Source organism: Actinomadura physcomitrii (assembly GCF_008923205.2).
In the GTDB taxonomy this organism is placed as follows: Bacteria; Actinomycetota; Actinomycetes; order Streptosporangiales; family Streptosporangiaceae; genus Spirillospora; species Spirillospora physcomitrii.
The window spans coordinates 17,118-36,279 of the sequence record NZ_WBMS02000012.1 but is presented as its reverse complement, the minus strand read 5'-3'; the positions used below and the strand labels follow the sequence as shown (position 1 = coordinate 36,279).

General features: G+C 72.3%; 22 protein-coding genes and 1 tRNA gene. 17 read left to right on the top strand and 6 right to left on the bottom strand.

Annotation, left to right across the window (positions count from 1 at the left end; genetic code table 11):
• Positions 1–40: 40 nt before the first annotated feature.
• The 7 genes from F8568_RS16820 (at position 41) to htpX (ending at position 7,350) form a co-directional block, all read left to right on the top strand.
• Positions 41–601: a NuoI/complex I 23 kDa subunit family protein gene (locus F8568_RS16820; protein ID WP_160573648.1), complete on the top strand. Its 561-nt coding sequence runs from the start codon at positions 41–43 to the stop codon at positions 599–601.
• Positions 598–1,131, top strand: coding sequence for an NADH-quinone oxidoreductase subunit J family protein (locus F8568_RS16815; protein ID WP_151594496.1), 534 nt, complete (start codon positions 598–600; stop codon positions 1,129–1,131). The genes F8568_RS16820 and F8568_RS16815 overlap by 4 nt, the downstream gene beginning before the upstream one ends.
• Positions 1,131–1,505 carry an NADH-quinone oxidoreductase subunit NuoK gene (gene nuoK / locus F8568_RS16810; RefSeq protein WP_151594495.1) on the top strand — a complete coding sequence of 125 codons (375 nt, stop codon included), beginning with the start codon at positions 1,131–1,133 and terminating at the stop codon, positions 1,503–1,505. The genes F8568_RS16815 and nuoK overlap by 1 nt, the downstream gene beginning before the upstream one ends.
• On the top strand, positions 1,502–3,418 hold the full coding sequence (locus F8568_RS16805) for an NADH-quinone oxidoreductase subunit 5 family protein (protein ID WP_328600918.1): 1,917 nt from the start codon (positions 1,502–1,504) through the stop codon (positions 3,416–3,418). The genes nuoK and F8568_RS16805 overlap by 4 nt, the downstream gene beginning before the upstream one ends.
• Complete coding sequence (locus F8568_RS16800) at positions 3,415–4,917, top strand: complex I subunit 4 family protein (RefSeq protein WP_328600917.1); 1,503 nt, start codon at positions 3,415–3,417, stop codon at positions 4,915–4,917. Before F8568_RS16805 ends, F8568_RS16800 begins: the two co-directional genes overlap by 4 nt.
• Complete coding sequence (locus tag F8568_RS16795) at positions 4,917–6,407, top strand: NADH-quinone oxidoreductase subunit N (protein ID WP_151594494.1); 1,491 nt, start codon at positions 4,917–4,919, stop codon at positions 6,405–6,407. The genes F8568_RS16800 and F8568_RS16795 overlap by 1 nt, the downstream gene beginning before the upstream one ends.
• A gap of 88 nt (positions 6,408–6,495) precedes the next feature.
• Positions 6,496–7,350: a zinc metalloprotease HtpX gene (htpX, locus tag F8568_RS16790; protein ID WP_151594652.1), complete on the top strand. Its 855-nt coding sequence runs from the start codon at positions 6,496–6,498 to the stop codon at positions 7,348–7,350.
• Here htpX and map read toward each other — a convergent pair.
• The gene (gene map, locus F8568_RS16785) at positions 7,347–8,114 is read right to left on the bottom strand and encodes a type I methionyl aminopeptidase (RefSeq protein WP_151594493.1); all 768 of its coding nucleotides are present in this window, start codon (positions 8,112–8,114) and stop codon (positions 7,347–7,349) included. The two genes, htpX and map, sit on opposite strands and share 4 nt — an antisense overlap.
• Positions 8,115–8,149: 35 nt before the next feature.
• On the opposite strand from map, the gene F8568_RS16780 reads away from it, so the two are divergent.
• Positions 8,150–8,434: a helix-turn-helix domain-containing protein gene (locus tag F8568_RS16780; RefSeq protein WP_151594492.1), complete on the top strand. Its 285-nt coding sequence runs from the start codon at positions 8,150–8,152 to the stop codon at positions 8,432–8,434.
• A gap of 50 nt (positions 8,435–8,484) precedes the next feature.
• Here the strand turns inward: F8568_RS16780 and F8568_RS16775 are convergent, their stop codons facing one another.
• Entirely contained in the window at positions 8,485–8,982 is a 498-nt protein-coding gene (locus tag F8568_RS16775) for a YajQ family cyclic di-GMP-binding protein (protein ID WP_151594491.1), read from the bottom strand.
• A 151-nt stretch (positions 8,983–9,133) separates the two neighbouring features.
• On the opposite strand from F8568_RS16775, the gene F8568_RS16770 reads away from it, so the two are divergent.
• Positions 9,134–9,215: transfer RNA gene (locus tag F8568_RS16770), tRNA-Tyr, on the top strand.
• Between the two features lie 342 nt (positions 9,216–9,557).
• On the opposite strand, the gene F8568_RS16765 is transcribed toward F8568_RS16770, so the two are convergent.
• Positions 9,558–9,842 carry a hypothetical protein gene (locus tag F8568_RS16765; protein ID WP_151594490.1) on the bottom strand — a complete coding sequence of 95 codons (285 nt, stop codon included), beginning with the start codon at positions 9,840–9,842 and terminating at the stop codon, positions 9,558–9,560.
• A 52-nt stretch (positions 9,843–9,894) separates the two neighbouring features.
• Between F8568_RS16765 and F8568_RS16760 the strand changes: the two genes are divergently transcribed.
• From F8568_RS16760 to F8568_RS16740, 5 genes are all read left to right on the top strand, one after another.
• A complete protein-coding gene (locus F8568_RS16760) occupies positions 9,895–10,614 on the top strand; it encodes a class I SAM-dependent methyltransferase (protein WP_151594489.1) in 720 nt (239 codons plus the stop codon).
• 115 nt (positions 10,615–10,729) lie between these two features.
• On the top strand, positions 10,730–11,254 hold the full coding sequence (locus F8568_RS16755) for a M15 family metallopeptidase (protein ID WP_328600916.1): 525 nt from the start codon (positions 10,730–10,732) through the stop codon (positions 11,252–11,254).
• Positions 11,251–12,339, top strand: coding sequence for an alanine racemase (gene alr / locus F8568_RS16750; protein ID WP_151594487.1), 1,089 nt, complete (start codon positions 11,251–11,253; stop codon positions 12,337–12,339). Before F8568_RS16755 ends, alr begins: the two co-directional genes overlap by 4 nt.
• A gap of 180 nt (positions 12,340–12,519) precedes the next feature.
• Entirely contained in the window at positions 12,520–13,203 is a 684-nt protein-coding gene (locus F8568_RS16745) for a response regulator transcription factor (RefSeq protein ID WP_151594486.1), read from the top strand.
• A 10-nt stretch (positions 13,204–13,213) separates the two neighbouring features.
• Positions 13,214–14,365 (top strand): sensor histidine kinase, encoded by a 1,152-nt coding sequence (locus F8568_RS16740; protein WP_328600915.1) that lies wholly within the window; start codon positions 13,214–13,216, stop codon positions 14,363–14,365.
• 12 nt (positions 14,366–14,377) lie between these two features.
• Here F8568_RS16740 and F8568_RS16735 read toward each other — a convergent pair whose 3' ends face one another.
• On the bottom strand, positions 14,378–15,136 hold the full coding sequence (locus F8568_RS16735) for a hypothetical protein (RefSeq protein WP_151594484.1): 759 nt from the start codon (positions 15,134–15,136) through the stop codon (positions 14,378–14,380).
• A gap of 318 nt (positions 15,137–15,454) precedes the next feature.
• Between F8568_RS16735 and F8568_RS16730 the strand changes: the two genes are divergently transcribed.
• The 3 genes from F8568_RS16730 to F8568_RS16720 all read left to right on the top strand — a co-directional run bounded on the left by F8568_RS16730 (position 15,455) and on the right by F8568_RS16720 (position 17,127).
• Positions 15,455–15,697, top strand: a complete 243-nt coding sequence (locus F8568_RS16730; RefSeq protein WP_151594483.1) for a hypothetical protein — start codon at positions 15,455–15,457, stop codon at positions 15,695–15,697.
• A gap of 144 nt (positions 15,698–15,841) precedes the next feature.
• Entirely contained in the window at positions 15,842–16,222 is a 381-nt protein-coding gene (locus tag F8568_RS16725) for a BlaI/MecI/CopY family transcriptional regulator (RefSeq protein ID WP_151594482.1), read from the top strand.
• Positions 16,219–17,127, top strand: coding sequence for a M56 family metallopeptidase (locus tag F8568_RS16720; RefSeq protein WP_151594481.1), 909 nt, complete (start codon positions 16,219–16,221; stop codon positions 17,125–17,127). The genes F8568_RS16725 and F8568_RS16720 overlap by 4 nt, the downstream gene beginning before the upstream one ends.
• A gap of 21 nt (positions 17,128–17,148) precedes the next feature.
• Here the strand turns inward: F8568_RS16720 and F8568_RS16715 are convergent, their stop codons facing one another.
• Positions 17,149–18,594 carry an MFS transporter gene (locus F8568_RS16715; protein ID WP_151594480.1) on the bottom strand — a complete coding sequence of 482 codons (1,446 nt, stop codon included), beginning with the start codon at positions 18,592–18,594 and terminating at the stop codon, positions 17,149–17,151.
• Positions 18,595–18,668: 74 nt separating this feature from the next.
• A complete protein-coding gene (locus F8568_RS16710) occupies positions 18,669–19,157 on the bottom strand; it encodes a MarR family winged helix-turn-helix transcriptional regulator (RefSeq protein ID WP_151594479.1) in 489 nt (162 codons plus the stop codon).
• Positions 19,158–19,162: the final 5 nt, after the last annotated feature.

The window sequence follows — 19,162 nt, the reverse complement described above, 5'->3', positions numbered from 1 at the left end:
CGAACCCGCCGCGTTCCACCGCGGCGTTTCGTGCGCAATCATGTTGCGCGTGGGACGGTTGCCAGGAGGCGGGCTGGCCAAGGGGCTGGCCGTCACGTTGCGGACTATGACGCGGCGCTCCATAACGCGTCAATACCCCGAGGTGCAGCCCGAGCTGCCCCCGCGCAGCCGGGGGGTGATCGCGCTCTTCGAGGAGAACTGCACCGTGTGCATGCTCTGCGCGCGCGAGTGCCCCGACTGGTGCATCTACATCGACTCGCACAAGGAGACCGTCGCCGCCGAGGGCGGCGGGCGGCCCCGCGTCCACAACGTCCTGGACCGGTTCGCGATCGACTTCGCGCTGTGCATGTACTGCGGCATCTGCATCGAGGTCTGCCCGTTCGACGCGCTGTTCTGGTCGCCGGAGTTCGAGTACGCCGAGTACGACATCGCCGAGCTGACCCACGAGAAGGAGCGGCTGCGGGAGTGGATGTGGACGGTCCCGCCGCCGCAGGCCCACGACCCCGCCGCCGAGCCGCCGAAGGAGGTCGCGGCGGCGCGGAAGGCGGCGGCGCGGGCCGCGCGGCGCCCGCCGCCCGGCCGCCCCGGGGGCGGGCCATGAGCGGCCAGGAGATCGTCTTCACGCTGCTCGGGGTGGTGGCCGTCGGGTCCGGGATCATGGTGGTGACGACGCGGCGGCTCGTCCACGCGGCGCTGTGGCTGGTGCTGTCGTTCGGCGCGCTCGCCGGCGGCTACCTGGTGCTGACCGCGGAGTTCGTGGCGTGGGTGCAGGTGCTGATCTACGTCGGCGCGGTCGTCGTGCTGCTGCTGTTCGGGATCATGCTGACCCGCGCGCCGATCGGCGACTCCGCCGACCTCGACTCCGGCAACCGGTGGGCCGCCGCCGCGGTCGCCGCCGCCACCGCCGCGGTCCTGGTCACCGTCATGGTCATGGGCTTCCGCAACGAGCGGATGCCGCTGCGCGCGGGCGGCGGGTCGGCGAGCGCGCTCGGCGGGAGCGTGTTCCGGACGTGGGTGCTGCCGTTCGAGGTCCTGTCGGTGCTGCTGCTGGCCTCGCTGGTCGGCGCGATCGTCCTGTCCCGCACCGACATCGGGTCCCGGGTCGCCGGGCGGCGGAAGGGGCGCGGCTGATGCATCTGGCCTACCCGACCGTCGTCGCGGCGCTGCTGTTCTCCGTCGGCGTCTACGGGGTGCTGGCGCGGCGCAACGCCATCCTCGTCCTGATGTCGGTCGAGCTGATGCTGAACGCGGTGAACCTCAACCTCGTCACGTTCGACATGCGGTTCCGCGACCGGCTGCACGGCGGGCAGGTGCTCACCCTGTTCACGATCGTGATCGCGGCGGCGGAGGTCGGGCTCGGCCTCGCGATCGTCCTGCTGGTGTACCGGAACCGGCAGAACGTCGACATCGACCGGCTGCGCTCGCTGGCCGAATCCGACGACGCGCCGGACGAGGAGACCGAGCCCGGACCCGAGCCCGAAACGGTCGAGAGGGCGGCGCCGTGATCTGGCTCGCGTCCCTGGCGATCCTGCTGCCGTTCCTCGCCGCGTTCGGCGGGATGCTGGGCGGCCCGTCGCTCGGGCGGCTGCTCGGCGGACGGTCGGCGCTGCGCGACGGACCCGCGCTGATCGCCTGCGCGCCGGTCGCCGTCTCGCTCGTCCTGGCGGCGGTCGTCGCGTTCGTCGTCTGGCAGGACCCCGGCGAGCGGACCGGCACGCTGACGGTGATCGACACCGGCTCCGTGCCGATCCGGGTCGGGCTGCAGGTGGACGGCCTGTCCGCGGTCGTCGCGCTGATGGTCTGCTGCGTCGCCCTCGCCGTCCAGGTGTACTCCGTCGCCTACATGGACGGCGACCGGCGCTACTCGTCCTACGCCGCGTTCATCTCGCTGTTCACCGCCGCGATGCTGCTGGTGGTGTTCGCCGGCGACCTCCTCGTCCTGTACGCCGGCTGGGAGGTCATGGGCATCTGCTCGTACTTCCTGATCGGCCACCGCTGGGAGGAGCGCGCCAACTCCCGCGCGGCCGTCAAGGCGTTCCTGGTGACGCGGCTCGGCGACGCCGGCTTCCTCATCGGGATCATCGTGCTCGGGCTCGGCGCCCGCACGTTCGAGATCCACGGCGTCCTGTCCCGGGTCTGGACGATGCCGGACGCGACGCTCACCGCCGCCGCGCTGCTGCTGCTCGCCGGCGTCGCGGGCAAGAGCGCCCAGTTCCCGCTGCACACCTGGCTCCCGGACGCGATGGCGGGCCCCACGCCGATCAGCGCGCTGATCCACGCCGCGACGATGGTCGCGGCCGGCATGTACGTCGTCGCCCGGCTGTACGGGGTCTTCGCCGCCGCGCCGGGCGCGCTCGCGGTCCTCGGCGTCGTCGCGGTGGTCTCGATGGTCGGCGCGGCGCTCGCGGCCCTCGCCCAGGACGACCTGAAACGCGTCCTCGCCTACTCGACGATCAGCCAGCTCGCCGTGATGGGGGCCGCGCTCGCGGTCGGCGCGAAGTCCGCGGCGGTCTTCCACCTGCTGGCGCACGGGGCGTTCAAGGCGCTGCTGTTCCTCGCCGCCGGCTGCGTGATCGCGACCACCGGGTCCGCGCTGCTGGCGAACCACGGCGGGCTCCGGCGCGGCATGCCGGTCACGTTCTGGTCGATGACGGCGGGGTTCGCGGCCCTCGCGGGCGTCCCGCCGTTCAGCGGCTGGTTCAGCAAGGACTCGGTCATCGAGGCCGCCCAGCACGCCGCCCTGCACGGCGGCGGGACGACCGAGGCGGGCTGGTTCGCCTACGCCCCGCTGAACTCGACCAGGCACGGCGAAATTACCGGCCCGCCGGGCGGGGTGGCGTGGCTGGTCTACCTGGGGTTGCTGCTGACGGTCGCGCTCACGGCGGCGTACGCGATGCGGGCCTGGCTGATGGTGTTCTTCGGGGAGCCGCGCGGGACGTACGAGATCCGCGAGCCGTCGAGGATCATGACGTGGACGGTCGCGGCGCTGGCCGTCCCGGCGGCGGTCCTCGGGTTCTTCGGGCTCGGGGCGAGCGAGCTGCGGCCGCACCCCGGCCCGGCGCTGCTCGGCATCGGGCTGGCGATCCTCGGCGCGGGGACGGTGTTCCTCGTCTGGAACCGCGACCCGGCGTCCGACCCGGCGGCCGGACTCGGGCCGGTGCGCAGGGTGTTCGCGCGGGGCTTCTACGTCGACGAGTTGTACGCGATGGCGATCGTCCGTCCCGTGCAGGCTCTCGCGCGCGGGGTCGTGCGGTTCGACCGGCGCGGCGTGGACGCGGCCGTCGTCGCGTCCGGACGGGGCGCGCGGCGGCTCGGCGGGCTGCTGAGGATCCCGCAGAACGGCAACCCGCAGACGTACCTGACGGGGCTGCTCGCGGGCGTCGTCGCCATCACGGCCCTGGCGGTGATCTTCCGGTGATCTTCGTGTGGATGATGGCGATCCCGCTGTGCGGGGCGCTGGCGATGCTCGTCCCGGCGGACCGGTTCCTGCGCACGGACTTCGCCGTCCGGGCGTTCGGGACGGGCGTGTCCGCGGCGACGCTGCTCGTCGCGGTGTCGGCGATGACCGCGTTCGACTTCGGCGACACCTCCCGGACGCAGCTCCAGGTGAACGAGGCGTGGGCGCCGTCGATCGGGCTGCGGTTCCACCTCGGCGCCGACGGGATCTCGCTGCCGCTGGTCGTGCTGACCGCGCTGCTGACGTTCCTGTGCTTCCTCTACACGCTGCGGCACCCGCCGGCGGGCGGGCGGATCCGGCTGCTGACCGCGCTGCTGCTCGTCCTCGAGGTCGGGCTGATCGGCACGTTCACCGCCCTCGACCTCGTGCTGTTCTTCGTGTTCTTCGAGACCGTGCTGATCCCGATGTACGTGGTGATCATGCTGTGGGGCGGGGACGGCCGCCGCGCCGCCGCGTCCAAGTTCATCCTGTACACGCTGCTCGGCTCGGGGCTGGTGCTCGCCGGGATGCTGCTGGTCGCGGTCAACGCGGGCACGCTCGACATGGTCCAGCTGGCCGCGCGGCACGGCTCCGGCGTCTCCCGCGGGGTCCAGATCACCGCGTTCGCGCTGATGGGGATCGGGTTCGCGGTGAAGGCGCCGATGTGGCCCCTGCACACCTGGCTGCCGGACGCGCACACCGAGGCGCCGACCGTCGGGTCCGTGCTGCTGGCCGGAGTGCTGCTGAAGATGGGCACCTACGGGCTCGTCCGCGTGGCGCTGCCGCTCACCCCGGACGGCGCGCGGGTGTGGGCGCCGTGGCTCGGGCTCCTCGCCGTCATCGGGATCGTCTACGGCGCGCTCGCCTGCCTCGCCCAGCGCGACCTCAAACGGATGATCGCCTACTCGTCCGTCGGGCACATGGGCTTCGTCCTGCTCGGGATCGCGACGCTCACCCCCGTCGGGATCGACGCGGCGCTGTTCGGCAACATCGCGCACGGGCTGATCACCGGCCTGCTGTTCTTCCTGGCCGGAGCGGTGAAGGACCGCTGGGGCAGCACCGACATGGACGCGGTCGGCGGCGGCATGCTCGGCACCGCGCCGCGGCTGGCGTCCGTGCTGACCTTCGCGTCCGTCGCCTCGCTGGGGCTGCCGGGCCTCGCCGGGTTCTGGGGCGAGATGCTCGCGATGACCGGCGCGTACCGCCCGGACGCCGACCTGCCGCGCGGCGCGTTCGTCACGTTCATGGCGGTCGCGGGGATCGGCGCGCTGCTCACCGCCGGCTACTTCCTGCGCATGCTCGCCAAGATCACGCACGGGACGCGGCCGGCCGCCGCGGCGGACCGGGGCCCCGCCGTGTCGGCCCAGGAGTACGCCGCCTGGGTGCCGCTGATCGCGCTGACCCTGCTCGTCGGGCTGTGGCCGAAGACCCTGCTGGACGTGACCGCCGCACCGGTCCGCGCGCTGCTCGGAGGCGGCTGATGATCCAGGGCATCGACTACGCGGCGATCGCGCCGCCGCTGATCGTCGCCGCCGCCGCGCTCGCGCTGCTGCTCGCCGACGCGTTCGACGCCCCGCGCCGCGCTCTCGGCCTGGCGTCCGGCGGGGCCCTCGGCGCCGCGCTGATCGCGGTGATCGCGCTGGCGCCCGGCGACCGGCGCGCCACCTTCTGCGTGCCGGCGTCGCTGCGCGGCGGCGGCCCCCGCTCCTGCTCCTACGTCACCGACGACTTCACCCTGCTGTTCCAGGGGATCGTGCTCGCCGCGGCCCTGGTCGTCGTGCTGCTGTCCCTCCAGGAGATCACCGACGCGCAGATGCCGGCGGGGGAGTACCACTTCCTGCTGCTGTGCGCGGTGGTCGGCGCCCTGACGCTCGTCGCCGCCCGCGACCTCGTCCTGCTGCTCGTCGCACTGGAGACGCTGTCGCTGCCGGTGTTCGCCCTCGTCGGGCTCCGCCGCTACGACGGCCGCGCGTCCGAGGCCGCGCTCAAGCTGTTCCTCGTCTCCGTCGTCTCCACCGCGATCATGCTGTTCGGCATCTCGCTGGTGTACGGGACGACCGGCGCCATGCACCTCGACCGGATCGCGCCCGCCCTCGGCCGCGTCCCGTCCGACCTGGACCCGGTCGCCGCCGTCGGCGTCGTCCTCGTCCTCGCCGGGTTCGCGTTCAAGGTCGCCGCCGTCCCGTTCCACTTCTGGGCCCCGGACGTGTACAACGGCGCGCCGCTGCCCGTCGCCGCGTTCCTGTCCGTCGTGTCGAAGGCCGCCGGGTTCGCCGGGCTCGCGATCGTCCTCGCCCTCGGGCTGCCCGCGTACGGGCACGTGTGGGGCCCGGTGATCGGCGTCCTCGCGGCGCTCACCATGACGCTCGGCAACCTCGTCGCGCTCCGCCAGCGGACCGCGATCCGGCTACTGGCCTGGTCGTCGGTCGCCCAGTCCGGCTACATGCTCGCGCCCCTGTCGGTCGGGTCGCACCGCCTGCCCGAGGCCGTCGCCGCGACCACCGCCTACGTCGCGCTCTACGCCGTCATGAACCTCGGCGCGTTCACCGTCGTCACCGGCTTCGCGCGGCGCGCCCTCCACGGCGCCCGCCCCTACCGCGACACCCTCGACGGCTACCGCGGCCTCGCCCACCGCAGCCCCGCCACCGCGACCGCCCTCGCGTTCTTCCTCATCTGCCTCGCCGGCCTCCCGCCCGGCGTCATGGGGCTGTTCGCGAAGGTCGTGGTGTTCCGCTCCACCGTCGCCGGCGGCGTCACCTGGCTCGCCGTGATCATGGCGATCAACACCGTCCTCGGCCTGTACTACTACCTCGCCTGGGCCGTCCGGCTGTTCACCCCGCCCGTCCGCCCCTTCGCCGACCCGCTGCCCGGATGGCCCGTCCGCGCCGCCCTCGCCGCCACCGCCGCCGGCGCGGTCGTGCTGTCGGTCGCGCCGCAGATCGTCCTGCAGACCGTCTCCGCCGCCACCTAGCCTGGAAGGGAGGACACCGGCCTCGGGAACGTTGGGGCTGGTCACACCGTTGTCGTTCATGGCGGGAATGGACGGGAGGCGGCGAAGAGTGCGGTTCAACGGCGTCAAGACGGCGGCACTGATCGCTGCGCTGTCGGCATTGATGCTCGCGATCGGCTGGGCGTTCGGCGGCACCGCCGGCCTCACCATCGCGCTGGTCATCGCCCTCGGCACCAACGGCGTCGCCTACGTGTTCTCCGACCGGATCGCGCTGCGCTCCATGCGCGCCCACCCCGTCGGCGAGGTCGAGGCGCCCGTGCTCTACCGGCTCGTCCGCGAGCTGTCCACCACCGCCCGCCAGCCCATGCCGCGGCTGTACGTCTCCGAGACCCGCCAGCCGAACGCGTTCGCCACCGGCCGCAACCCGCGCAACGCCGCCGTCTGCTGCACCCGCGGCATCCTGCGCATGCTGGACGAACGGGAACTGCGCGCCGTCCTCGGCCACGAGCTCTCGCACGTCTACAACCGCGACATCCTGATCTCCTCCGTCGCCGCCGCCATCGCCACCGTGATCACCTACCTGTCGCACCTGGCGATCTTCCTGCCGATCGGCCGCGCGGACGACGACGACGGGCCCGGCGTCCTCGGCGCCCTGCTCATGCTGGTCCTCGGCCCCGTCGCCGCCGCCGTCGTGCAGATGGCGATCAGCCGCACCCGCGAGTTCGCCGCCGACTCCGCCGGCGCCCGGCTCACCGGCGACCCGCTCGCCCTCGCCGCCGCCCTCCGCAAGATCGAGGCGGGCACCCAGGCGATGCCGCTGCCGCAGGACCCCGAGCTCGCCACCACCAGCGCCCTGATGATCGCCAACCCCTTCCGCGGCGCCGGCATCGGCAAGCTGTTCTCCACCCACCCGCCGACCGCCGAGCGCATCGCCCGCCTCGAACGCATGGCGAACCGGAGCTAAAGCGCCGTCAGCACCAGCGGCCCGTCCGCCGTGATCGCGATGGAGTGCTCGAAGTGCGCGGCCCGGCTGCCGTCGGCCGTCGCGATCGACCAGCCGTCCGCCAGCGTCCGCGCCTCGTCCGACCCGCCCTCGTGCAGCATTGGCTCGATCGCGATCGTCAAACCCTCGCGCAGCGGCATCCCCTTGCCCGCCCGGCCCACGTTCGGCACCGGCGGGTCCTCGTGCATCTGCGTCCCGATCCCGTGCCCGCCGCACCCCTGCATGATCCCGTAACCGGCCTTGCGCGCCGTCCGCTCGACCGCGTTCGCGATGTCGCCCATCCGGTTCCCCGGCACGGCCGCCGCGATCGCCCGCTCCAGAGCGGTCCGCGTCACGTCCAGGAGCCGCTGCCCGGCCTCGTCGCCGGTCCCCACGAAGAACGAGACGGCCGCGTCGCCGCAGTACCCGCCGAGCGTCGCCCCGCAGTCCACCGACACCAGGTCCCCGTCCTTCAGCACCTGATTGCCCGGAATGCCGTGCACGACGACGTCATTGACCGACACGCAGATGTTCGCCGGATACGGCACCGGCGCCCAGCTCGGCTTGTAGTGCAGGAACGGCGACGTCGCGCCGTTCTCCTTCAGGATCCGCCCGGCCACCGCGTCCAGCTCCGCCACCGGCAGGCCCGGCTCCGCCGCCTCCCGCGTCCCCGCCAGGATCCGCGCCACGACCCGGCCCGCCTCGCGCATGAGCTCCCACTCCCGTGGGCTTCGGTAAGTCACCATGGCGAAGATAGTAATACCAGTATTAGAATGCTTCCATGGTCCGCACGCCACTCACCGACGAGCAACGCGACCGGGGCCGGGCCCTCGGCCAGGTCCTCCGCGCCGCCCGCGGCCCCCGCAGCGCCGCCGCCGTCGCCCACGACGCCGGCATCTCCCTCGACACCCTCCGCAAGATCGAACGCGGCGCCATCGCCGCCCCCGCCTTCTTCACCGTCGCGTCCCTGGCCCGCGTCCTGGACCTCGACCTGACCGCCCTCGCCGACCGCCTCGAACCGTTCTGCGAAACGGGGCGAACCGACGAGCCCGCCGCCGCGTCATAAACCACGAGAGCGCGCCGGCCGCCTCTGCGGGGGAGGCGGCCGGCGCGCTCTCACCCCGGCGACCGGGAGGTGAACAACTGGAGCGCGACGTCCCGGTCCATGGCCATCCGCACCGCGATGACCTGCTGCAGATCGTCCTTCTTCTTCGAGCTGACCCGCAGCTCGTCCCCCTGGATCTGGGCCTTGATCCCCTTCGGCCCCTCATCCCGGACGATCTTGCCGATCTTCTTCGCGTCCTCCTGGGAGATGCCCTCCTTCAGCCCGACGCCGAGCTTGTAGAGCTTCCCCGACAGCTTGGGCTCGCCCGGATCGATCGCCTTCAGCGAGATGCCCCGCTTGACCAGCTTGTCCTTCAGCACGTCGAGCACGGCGTTCGCCCGCTCCTCGGTGTTCGCCTGGATCTCGATGCTCTCCCCGGACCACTTGATCCCCGCGTCCACGTTCCGGAAGTCGAACCGGTTGGCCACCTCCTTGGCGGCCTGGTTCAGAGCGTTGTCGACCTCCTGCCGGTCGAGCTTCGACACGATGTCAAACGACGAGTCGGCCATCAGGCACACTTCCCCTCAGCAGCACCTTCGCGGTCCTGAGAGCGTATCGACTCCCGCCGCGCCCCCGCCGCTCCGCACCGCCCGCCTCCGATGTCACGACCACTCGCCGCGTCCGCTATTCTTTCCAGTGCCGTCGCGAGAGCGACGCCACGGCGGGTTGCCCGAGTGGCCAATGGGAGCGGACTGTAAATCCGTCGGCTTAGCCTACGCAGGTTCGAACCCTGCACCCGCCACACCACGCAGAACGGTCCCTGACCAGGCAACTCTTGGTCAGGGGCCGTTCTCATGTTGTCCGGCTGTCTCTGATCGTTGACGGCCCTCTACGGCCGTCCGTGCCGAATACGTGCCGAAGTTCTAAGGGCTCTTTGGCCTGGTCGCTTCGCTGATTCGGCGCTTGGCGTCCTCCTCTTGACCGGCCACGCACTTGGCGTAGACGCGCGGCAAGACGGCCACGCTGTGCCCCGCCCACTCGGCGACCTGAGCCGGAGGCACGCCCGCGCCGAGCCACGTCGACACGGCCGCGTGCCGCAGGGCGTACGGCGTCTCAGCCAGCGGCGAGGCGGCCTCACGAGGCGTCAGCGCATTCTCTCGCGCCTTGCGCCGTTCACGATCACCTGGTCCGGTCGCCGGTCGAAGTGGCCGGCGTCGCGCAGGCGTCCGGCCAGTGTCACCGCCCAGCGGGGCAGTGGTGGGGCCGGGACGTCGCCCACGCCGCGACTGCCATAGTCGTAGCGGTGTCCGTAGTGCTGGACGCGTCGCCGCAGTTGCGACTGCCAGGGCTCGGCGTCGATGTCCGCTGCTAGCCGGTGTTGGCTGTCCTCGTCCAACCAGCAGGGGACGTAGAGAAGGCCTGGGACCATGGTCGAAAATTTATTCGATGGCGGTGCGACGGTGGGGTGAGGTCTGCGGGAGATGCTCGATTACGAGAAGGAAGCGGGTTCTTACGACCGGACTCGTGGGGGTGAGCCGCGGGCGGCGGCTGCGGCCGGGGCCGTGTTGGGGCTGATTCCGGCTGGCGCGGAGGTCGTGGTCGACGTCGGGTGCGGGACCGGGATCGTCACGGCTCGGCTTCGGGGGGCCGGGCGGCGGGTGGTCGGGGTCGACAGGGCTGCGGGGATGCTCGCTTTCGCCGTTCGGCGACTCGGGGCGGGGAACGCCGTTCTTGCGGACGCCGGTCGCCTGCCGTTCGCGGACGATTCGTGTGACGTGGTGGTCACCATGTGGCTGCTTCATCTGGTCGGGCGAAAGGAAGCAGATCGGATTCTCGCCGAATGCGCGCGGGTTCTGAGGCCGGGCGGGGTTCTGGTCAGCACGGTCGACAAGGATCTGGCCTTTTTCGAGACCGGCAGTGATGCGACGGAGGTGATCGCCCGGCACATGCCGGTCAATGGCAATGGGCGGCCTGACGGGGCCGGGCGGATCACCAAGGTGCTGGCCGAGTTGGGCATGGCACCAGTGGGAGAAGGGGCGTTCGAGGGCGTGGGGCAAGGGCGTAGCCCTATGGAGTGGCGCGACAGGTTGCCGTGGTGGGTGGGCGATACGACTTCGGTCCGGGCGGGGCTGGCGGCCTTGCCCGAGCAGGACGTTCCGCGCGCTGATCCGGTCTATCGGTTGATGGCTTTCGGCAAGTAGCCATATCGCGGGTGTATTGAAAACCGGATACGCCGCTGCAACAGGCGTCCGTCTTCAGTGAAGGCATGGACATAGGCCATGGTGCGGGCTCCGGCCGCGGACTTCGGTGGTAGCCGTGGCGATCAAAGTGCGGTTTTTCCAGGTCGTCACTCGGGTCGTCGCGGTGCTGCTGGTGCCGGTCGGGTTCTGCCGGGCGCCGGGGCGGGGGCGTTTCCTGGCGTGTCAATGGGCGTTGAGCCTGCGCTTTCCCGCTGAGGATCTGCGGGGGCTGGCGCCGGAGACGCTGGCGGCGTTCACGCGGGCGCGGGCCGAGGCGTTCTGGCGGGGCGGGCAGCTGATCGGCCTCACCTCGGGATACCGAACCGCGAGGGAGCAGTGCCGGATCTTCGCCGAGGAGGTGTGGCGCACCGGGTCGGTGCAGGCGGCGCGGCGCCGGGTGCTGCCGCCGGAGGAGTCGAGCCATGTGCGGGGGTACGGGCTCGACGTCCGGCCGACCGAGGGCGCGCGGTGGCTCGAACGGCACGGGTGGCGGTACGGGCTCTACCGCGTCTACGACAACGAGTGGTGGCACTTCGAGTACCGGACGGCCGCGCCGACCCGGCTGCCGCATCCGGACGCAGCGCCGCGGAGGCGGCCGTGAACGGGCCGACGTTGCGGACGCTGACCGGGGCGGTGGCGGCGAACGTGGCCGGGATCCGGACGCGGACGCGGAGCATGATCATGGCCGTGGTCAAGGCCGACGGCTACGGCCACGGCGCGGTCACGGTCGCGGAGGCCGCGGTCGCCGCCGGTGCCGGGTGGCTCGGGACGACGAGCGTCGGGGAGGCGTGCGCGTTGCGCGCGGCGGGCTTGGCGGTGCCGATCCTCGCCTGGCTGCATGCGTCCGGGGTCGACGCGGAGGCGGCGGCAGCGGCCGGGGTCGATGTCGCGGTCGGGTCGGTGGACGAGCTCGGCGCCCTCGTCGCGCAGGCCGCGTCGACGGTGCGGGTTCATCTCCATGTCGACACCGGGATGTCGCGGGGCGGCTGCCCCAGGAGGCAGTGGGACGAGCTGATCGGTGTCGCTCAGCGTGGTCACAGGGCCCGGAGGGTCCGGGTGGTGGGCGTCATGGGGCATCTTCCGCTGGCCGACCGGGCCGAGCCGGCGGCGAACGCGGCGGCGGTCGCCGGGATGCGGGAGGCGCTGAAGGCGGTCCGGGCGGCGGGGCTCGGGTCGCCGCTCGCCCACCTCGCGGCCACGTCGGGGGCGCTGACGGATCCGGCGACGCACTTCGGCATGGTCCGCATCGGGGCGGGACTGGTCGGCATCGATCCGTCCGGGACGGTGGAGATGCACGGCGCGTCCCGGCTGACCGCGCCGATCGTGCACACGTCGGCGGTTCCGGCCGGCACGCCGGTCGGTTACGGCGGCGCGTACGTCACCTATCGCGCCGCCCATCTGAGCGTCCTGCCCGTCGGGTACGCCGACGGGATTCCCCGGGAGCTCTCGCCCCGCGCCGGCGTCGAGGTCCGCGGTCGCCGCTTCCCGGTCGCCGGACGGGTCTCGATGGACCAGATAGTGATCGACACCGGTGACCGCTACTTCCCGACCGGGACGTCCGCGACCGTGTTCGGCCCGGACGGGGGCGCGACCCCGTCCGTTCACGACTGGGCCCATTGGGCCGGAACCATCCCGCACACCATCGTCACCGGCATAGGGCCGCGTGTGAGGAGGAGCATCGCATGATCGTGGTGATCGGCGGCGGTGAGAACGCCGAGCACGACGTCTCCTCGGCCACGGCCGAGGCGGTCGCGCGGCCCGGCTGTACGCGCGGCTGGTCGAGGCCGCCGCCGTCCCCGGCCCCGAGTGATTCGCCACGGTCTTTCGCATACGTCGGCGATATGCCGGCCCGCATAGCCTGGAGGCGTGCGTGTGCTGATCGTGGAAGACGAGCCCTACCTGGCCGAGGCCGTCCGGGACGGGCTCCGGCTGGAGGCCATCGCCGCCGACATCGCCGGCGACGGCGACTCCGCCCTGGAGATGCTCGCCGTCAACTCCTATGACCTGGCGGTCCTGGACCGTGACATCCCCGGCCCGTCCGGTGATGAGATCGCCCGGCGGATCGTCGCGTCCGGCAGCGGCCTGCCGATCCTCATGCTCACCGCCGCCGACCGGATCGACGACAAGGCGTCGGGGTTCGAGCTCGGCGCCGACGACTACCTCACCAAGCCGTTCGAGCTGCGCGAGCTGGTCCTGCGGCTGCGGGCGCTGGACCGCAGGCGCGGCCGCGCGCGCCCCCCGGTCAGCGAGATCGCGGGTCTGCGGGTCGATCCGTTCCGCCGGGAGGTGTTCCGCGACGGGCGCTATGTGGCGCTCACCCGCAAGCAGTTCGCCGTGCTGGACGTCCTCGTCGCCGCCGAGGGCGGGGTCGTCAGCGCCGAAGAGCTGCTGGAGCGGGCCTGGGACGCCAACGCCGACCCGTTCACCAACGCCGTCCGCATCACCGTCTCCGCCCTGCGTAAGAGGCTAGGAGAACCATGGCTGATCGCCACGGTGCCGGGTGTCGGCTACCGGATCGACACGACGCAGGCGGGCGGTGCCGATGCGTAGGCGCCCGGGGTTGAGCGCCCGGCTGAAGCTCACCATCAGCTATGCCGGGGTCATCGTCGTGTCCGGCGCCCTCCTGCTCGCCGTGGTGTGGGTGTTCCTGCTGCGCTACGTGCCCGACAATGTGATCACGCCCGGGCCCGGGTTCTACCGGCAGCGGGGGCCGGGGCCTCCGTTCATCCCGAACCGCTTCGACCTCTGGCACGCCTTCGCCCCCCGCGCGGCCCAGGCGCTGGCCTTCCTCCTGCTGCTCGGGCTGGTCGGCGGATGGCTCCTCGCCGGGCGGATGCTCGCACCGCTCACCCGGATCGCGGACGCGGCGCGGCAGGCCGCGGACGGGTCGCTGTCGCACCGGATCCGCCTGGAAGGCCCCAGGGACGAGTTCCGCGAGCTCGCCGACGTGTTCGACACCATGCTCGAACGGCTCGAGTCCCACGTCGCCGAGCAGCAGCGGTTCGCCGCGAACGCCTCCCACGAGCTGCGCACCCCGCTGGCGATCTCGCAGACGCTCCTCGACGTCGCCCGCAACGACCCCACCCGGAACCGGGACGAGCTCATCGAGCGCCTCCAGAGCGTCAACACGCGCGCGATCGACCTCACCGAGGCCCTGCTGCTGCTCAGCCGCAGCGACCGCAGGAACTTCACCCGCGAGCCCGTCGACCTGTCCCTGGCCGCCGAAGAGGCCGCCGAAACGCTGCTGCCCCTCGCCGAGAAGCGGCAGGTCACGCTGGAGGTCACCGGCGAGAGGGCGCGGACCGTCGGCTCGCCGGAGCTCATCCTGCGGATGGTGATGAACCTCGTGCAGAACGCCATCGTCCACAACCTCCCTGACGGCGGCGGCGTGACGGTCCACACCGCGGCGCGGCCGGACGCGAGCGTCGTGCGGGTCGAGAACACCGGTCCGCCGCTGCCACCGGAGCTGATACCGACGCTCACCGAACCGTTCCAACGCGGGACGCGGCGCATCCGCACCGACGAGCACGCCGGTGTCGGCCTCGGGCTGGCCATCGTCCACAGCATCGTCCGCGCGCACGACGGGACCCTCGACCTCGCGCCCCGCCCCGCGGGCGGCCTCGTCGTCACGGTCCGGCTCCCCGGCACGCGGCAGGACCCGTCCCCGACCGGGGCGCAGCAACCCGTCAGAGAGCCGTCGCCGGTGGTGTAGCGGCGGACGTTCTCAGCCGTCCTCGCGCGGCGGCTTCACCGCGATCCGGTTCATCAGCTCCCGGGCGGAGACGTTCAGGCCGTGCGCGGCGGCGTCCGCCGGCACGTCGGCGAGGGCGTTCACCAGCTGGTACAGGTAGGCGAACTCGTACGTCCGCAGGTAGCCGAGCTGCCCGATCACACCTTGGGACAGATGCACGCGCTCGTACGAGCACGCGCCGTTGATGACGAGCTTGCCGAAACCGAGCAGCATCGACGCCACCTCCGTGCGGATCTCCTCGTCCAGCGAAAGGCTGGTGGTGGCGCCGTTCGGGATCGGACGCATCTCCTGCAGGTCGTGCAGCACCAGATACAGATGGGTGAGCTCGTGGGCGAGCGCCATCTTCACGGCGTCGCGCGACCGGTAAAGGCTGCTGTCCATGTACAGCCCGAACTTCCCGGACCCCGTCCCGCCCGACGCAGGCACGCGCAGCTCCAGGTTCGCCGGGTACGGGCGGCCGGCCTGGATCCACACCCGTTCCGGCGGCAGGATCCCGACGTCGATTCCCAGCCAGGCGAGGCACTGCTCGTGGTAGTCGCGCGTCGATCCCCGAAGGCTTGACGGGTCGAGGAGGAACCCGGCGCCCTCGCGATCGCCGCGGAGAGCGGGGAACATCTCGTCGACGATCGCGTCCAGCTCGCGCGTCCGGCGCGTCGACCAGGCGGGGCGGACGTTGAACGGCCCGTCACCGGTGGACGGAGTCCGCGCCCTGCGCTGCCGAAGCCATCCCATCGACCGTTCCCCTCGAAGCCCGCGGCGTCCGCCGCTCCGCGCGAGCCACCCTAGGCACCCTCTCCCGGGAGAGGTCCCGCCACGGGTGCCGGACGGGGCGGCGCGCCGTGGTGCTCGATCCGGTGGACTGGGGCTCTTCCGATTGCGCTGATAGCCGGGGATTTTTTGGGCAGAAATGCACAGGACGCATTTCATGGACACCCTCTGATCGCCGGTTTACCGTACCCCTTGTCCGGCCGGTGATCTTGGTCGGAGGCGCGGGCGTGCGGCGCCTCCCGGGCTCGCCGGCGTGTGTCCCCCGCGAAGGGAAGTACCGAAATGCGCCTCCGCACCGCAGTCACCGGCGCCGCCGTCGCGATGGCGATCGGCGGGCTCGGCGTGCCCGCCCAGGCCGCCACGACCGCGAAGGCCTCCCCGCAGTACACCTGGACGTACATCGGCAACTACGGAAGCAAGAAGGCCTGCGTCGACATGGGTCAGCAGTACGAGCGGGAGGGCTGGAACGCCTACAAGTGCACCCTCGACGGCACGAGTTTCCCTTACGTGCTGTGGGTCCGATAGCCATAGGTCGATAGGCGCGGGCCGGGTCGCGCACGGTCGCCGACCGCGGCCCCGGCCCGCCGCCGCTACTACGAAAGGTAGTACGGGAGTTCGTAGTACTACCCCCCGTGGTGACCTGCCCTCTAGTCGGATAATCTGGACGTCGTGAAGGGTCTTGGAGAGCTTGAACGCACGGTCATGGAGGTTCTGTGGGCGCGGGAGGACGCCGGTTCCGGCGCCGCCACGGCCCGCGACGTGAGCCGTGCGCTCGCCCATGACCGCGACCTCGCCCACACCACGGTGATGACGGTGCTGGACAGGCTCGCCAAGAAGGAGTTCCTCGAACGCGAGCGGGACGGCCGCGCGTGGCGGTACCGGCCGGTGGCGAGCCGGGAGAGCTACGTCACCGAGCTGATGCTGGGCGCCCTGGACGAGACGGGCGACCGCGACGCCGCGCTGGCGCACTTCGTCCGGTCGGTCTCGAGCGACGAGATCGACGTGATCCGCCAGGCCCTGGCCGGCCTCACGAAGGAACCACCGGCATGACCGGCACCGCCCTGCTCGCATTGATCTCCCTGGGGACCGTCGGCGGGGCGCACCTGCTGTCCCGGGCCAGGTGGACGTGGCGGACTCCGCGCCTCGGCATCGCCCTCTGGCAGTCCCTCGGCCTGTGCTGGGGCGTCGCCACGATAGGGGCGCTGCTCGGCGTCGCGGTCGCGCCGTACCGCAAGGGCGTGCTGGGCGGCGTCCCCGGCCTCTACGACGATCAGGCCGCCAGGCTCGACGCGGTGCACATGGCCGCGCTGCTGGCGGCCGTGAGCCTCGCCGCCGTGCTGCTGGTGATGCTGATGTACGCGGTGGTCCGCGTCGTGCGCGCCAGGCACCGGCACCGAGTACTCCTCGCCCTCGTCTCCCGCCGCGATTCGGCCGTTCCCGGCACGCTGGTCCTCGACCATCCGGGCGCGGCCGCTTACTGCGTTCCGGGGGTCCGCTCGTCCAAGGTCGTGGTGAGCGCCGGCACCCTCGAGCTGCTGGACCGCGCCGAGCTGGCCGCTGTCCTCGCGCACGAGCGCGCGCACGCGCGCGAGCGGCACGACCTGGTGCTGCTGCCGTTCGCGTCGCTGCGCCAGGTGTTCCCGCAGTTCCGGCTGGTCGGGCGGTGCCTGGACGCGGTGGAGCTGCTGATCGAGATGGCCGCGGACGACCGGGCCCGCTCGGGCCGCCCGCCGCGCGAGCTGGCGACGGCGCTGCTGCGCTTCGCCGCCGCCCGCCCGGCCGCCGCGCCGTCCGGGACGCTCGGCGTCGCGTCCGCCGACGACATCCCGGTGATGGCGCGGGTCAACCGGCTGCTGGAGCCGAAGCCGCTGTCGCGCCGGGCCCGTCTCGCCGCGACGGCGGCCGTGCCGCTCCTCGCCGGCCTCCCGCTGATCCTGCTGGTGCTGCCCACCTGAGCCCGCAGTCCCCGCACATCTTCAGGCGCTGGTGGGGACGGACTCGACGGGCGCGGGGGCGTCCGGGGCGGGCTTCGGGTTGCGCAGCACGAGGAGGCCGACCGCGAACGCGGCGACGAGCAGGCCCGCCGAGACGCTGAACGCCAGGTGGTACCCGCCGGTCAGCGCGGCGGCCTCGGACCGGCCGTCCGCGCGCAGGTGCTCGGTGCGGGACGCGGCGAGCGTCGACAGCACCGCCACGCCGAGCGCCATCCCGATCTGCTGGACGGTGTTGAACAGCCCTGACACCAGGCCCGCGTCGTCCGGGCGGGCGCCGGACATGCCGAGTCCGGTGAGCGCGGGCAGGACGAGCCCGCCGCCGGAGACCAGCACCATGACCGGCAGCAGGTCGGCGGCGTAGCCCGCGTCCTGCGGGATCCGGGTCAGCCGCCCCATCGCGCCCATCAGCAGGACGAGGCCGGCGAGCAGCACGGCGCGCTCGCCGAAGCGGCGGCTCAGCCGCGCCGAGACGAACAGCGAGATCGCGCCGATCGCGACGGCGGCGGGCAGCATCGCGAGGCCGGTCTCCAGCGCGTCGTAGCCGAGGACCTTCTGCATGTAGAGCGCCACGATGATCTGGAAGGAGAACATCGCCGACAGCGACAGCATCTGCGCGAGGTAGGAGCCGGACGCGTTGCGGGAGCGCAGCAGGCGCAGCGGCATCAGCGGGGTCGCGGCCTTCGCCTGCCGGACGAAGAACCCGGCGAGCAGGGCCAGCGAGACGGCGCCGAGGCCGAGCGTGCGGCCGGACAGCCAGCCGGCGTCCTCGGCCTTGACGACGGTGTAGATGCCGAGCATCAGCCCGGACGTGGCGAGCAGCGCGCCCGCGACGTCGGCGCCGCCGCGCAGGCCGGTGCCGGTGTCGCGGGGCAGCGCGTAGAGCGCCAGCGCGATCGTGGCGAGCCCGATCGGCACGTTGATCAGGAAGATCCAGTGCCAGCTCAGCGCGTCGGTGAGCACGCCGCCGAGCACCTGGCCGAGGGACGCGCCGGCGGCGCCGGTGAAGCTGAACACGCCGATGGCCCTGGCGCGCTCGCCGGGCTCGGTGAACAGGGTGACGAGGATGCCGAGGACGACGGCGGAGGCCATCGCGCTGCCGACGCCCTGCAGGAACCGGGCGGCGATGAGCAGGCCGGGGGTGCCGGCGGCGCCGGCGAGCACGGACGCGCCGGTGAAGACGGCGTTCCCGGCGAGGAACATCGCCTTGCGGCCGATCAGGTCGCCGAGCCGGCCGGCGAGCAGCAGCAGGCCGCCGAAGGCGATCAGGTAGGCGTTGACGGTCCAGCTCAGCCCGGCGGCGGAGAAGCCGAGGTCGCGCTGGATGGACGGCATCGCGACGGTGACGATGCTGCCGTCCAGGATCGTCATCAGCGCGGCGGCGGACAGCACGCCGAGGGCGGTCCCGCGGGACCGTACGGACAGGTTCATGGGGTCATCTCCCGTTCGAGGCGAACGAGAGAGACACTAGCAGATAGTTTTGTTAGAGACGATCTATTGTCGACCTACTTGTTGCGCTCGCGCCGGCGCCGCACCGGCTGCGCCTGCTCCACCGGAGCGCTCAGATGCCCCTCGGCCAGCCGCCGCAGCGCCCGCACGAGGACGTCCCGCTCACCGTCCGGCAGCGCCCCGAGCGCCTCCGCGTGCACCCGGTCGACGATCTCCTGCCCCCGCCGGGCCGTCTCGGCGCCCTTCTCGCTCACGGCGATGATCCGCGCGCGCCGGTCCGTCGAGGACGGGCGCCGCTCCGCGAGCCCCGCCTTCTCCAGCGCGTCCACCGTCACGACCATCGTCGTCTTGTCCATGTCGCCGATCTCGGCCAGCTGGATCTGCGTGCGCTCCTCCTCGAGCGCGTGCACCAGCACGCAGTGCATGCGCGGCGTCAGCCCGATCTCGCCGAGCGCCGCCGTCATCCGCGACTTCAGCACATGCGAGGTGTGGTCGAGCAGGTAGGACAGGTCCGTCACGGTGTTGGCAGGGGCGAGCGCGGTCATGCCAC

What these genes read in the sequence shown, in the direction of transcription:
- F8568_RS16820 (WP_160573648.1), top strand. Translation starts at nt 41, where the DNA reads ATGTTGCGCGTGGGACGGTTGCCAGGAGGCGGGCTGGCCAAGGGGCTG.
- F8568_RS16715 (WP_151594480.1), bottom strand. Translation starts at nt 18,594, where the DNA reads ATGAACCTGTCCGTACGGTCCCGCGGGACCGCCCTCGGCGTGCTGTCC.
- F8568_RS16765 (WP_151594490.1), bottom strand. Translation starts at nt 9,842, where the DNA reads ATGGTCCCAGGCCTTCTCTACGTCCCCTGCTGGTTGGACGAGGACAGC.
- F8568_RS16795 (WP_151594494.1), top strand. Translation starts at nt 4,917, where the DNA reads ATGATCCAGGGCATCGACTACGCGGCGATCGCGCCGCCGCTGATCGTC.
- nuoK (WP_151594495.1), top strand. Translation starts at nt 1,131, where the DNA reads ATGCATCTGGCCTACCCGACCGTCGTCGCGGCGCTGCTGTTCTCCGTC.
- F8568_RS16735 (WP_151594484.1), bottom strand. Translation starts at nt 15,136, where the DNA reads ATGGGATGGCTTCGGCAGCGCAGGGCGCGGACTCCGTCCACCGGTGAC.
- F8568_RS16815 (WP_151594496.1), top strand. Translation starts at nt 598, where the DNA reads ATGAGCGGCCAGGAGATCGTCTTCACGCTGCTCGGGGTGGTGGCCGTC.
- F8568_RS16775 (WP_151594491.1), bottom strand. Translation starts at nt 8,982, where the DNA reads ATGGCCGACTCGTCGTTTGACATCGTGTCGAAGCTCGACCGGCAGGAG.
- F8568_RS16720 (WP_151594481.1), top strand. Translation starts at nt 16,219, where the DNA reads ATGACCGGCACCGCCCTGCTCGCATTGATCTCCCTGGGGACCGTCGGC.
- F8568_RS16780 (WP_151594492.1), top strand. Translation starts at nt 8,150, where the DNA reads ATGGTCCGCACGCCACTCACCGACGAGCAACGCGACCGGGGCCGGGCC.
- F8568_RS16760 (WP_151594489.1), top strand. Translation starts at nt 9,895, where the DNA reads ATGCTCGATTACGAGAAGGAAGCGGGTTCTTACGACCGGACTCGTGGG.
- F8568_RS16730 (WP_151594483.1), top strand. Translation starts at nt 15,455, where the DNA reads ATGCGCCTCCGCACCGCAGTCACCGGCGCCGCCGTCGCGATGGCGATC.
- map (WP_151594493.1), bottom strand. Translation starts at nt 8,114, where the DNA reads ATGGTGACTTACCGAAGCCCACGGGAGTGGGAGCTCATGCGCGAGGCG.
- F8568_RS16710 (WP_151594479.1), bottom strand. Translation starts at nt 19,157, where the DNA reads ATGACCGCGCTCGCCCCTGCCAACACCGTGACGGACCTGTCCTACCTG.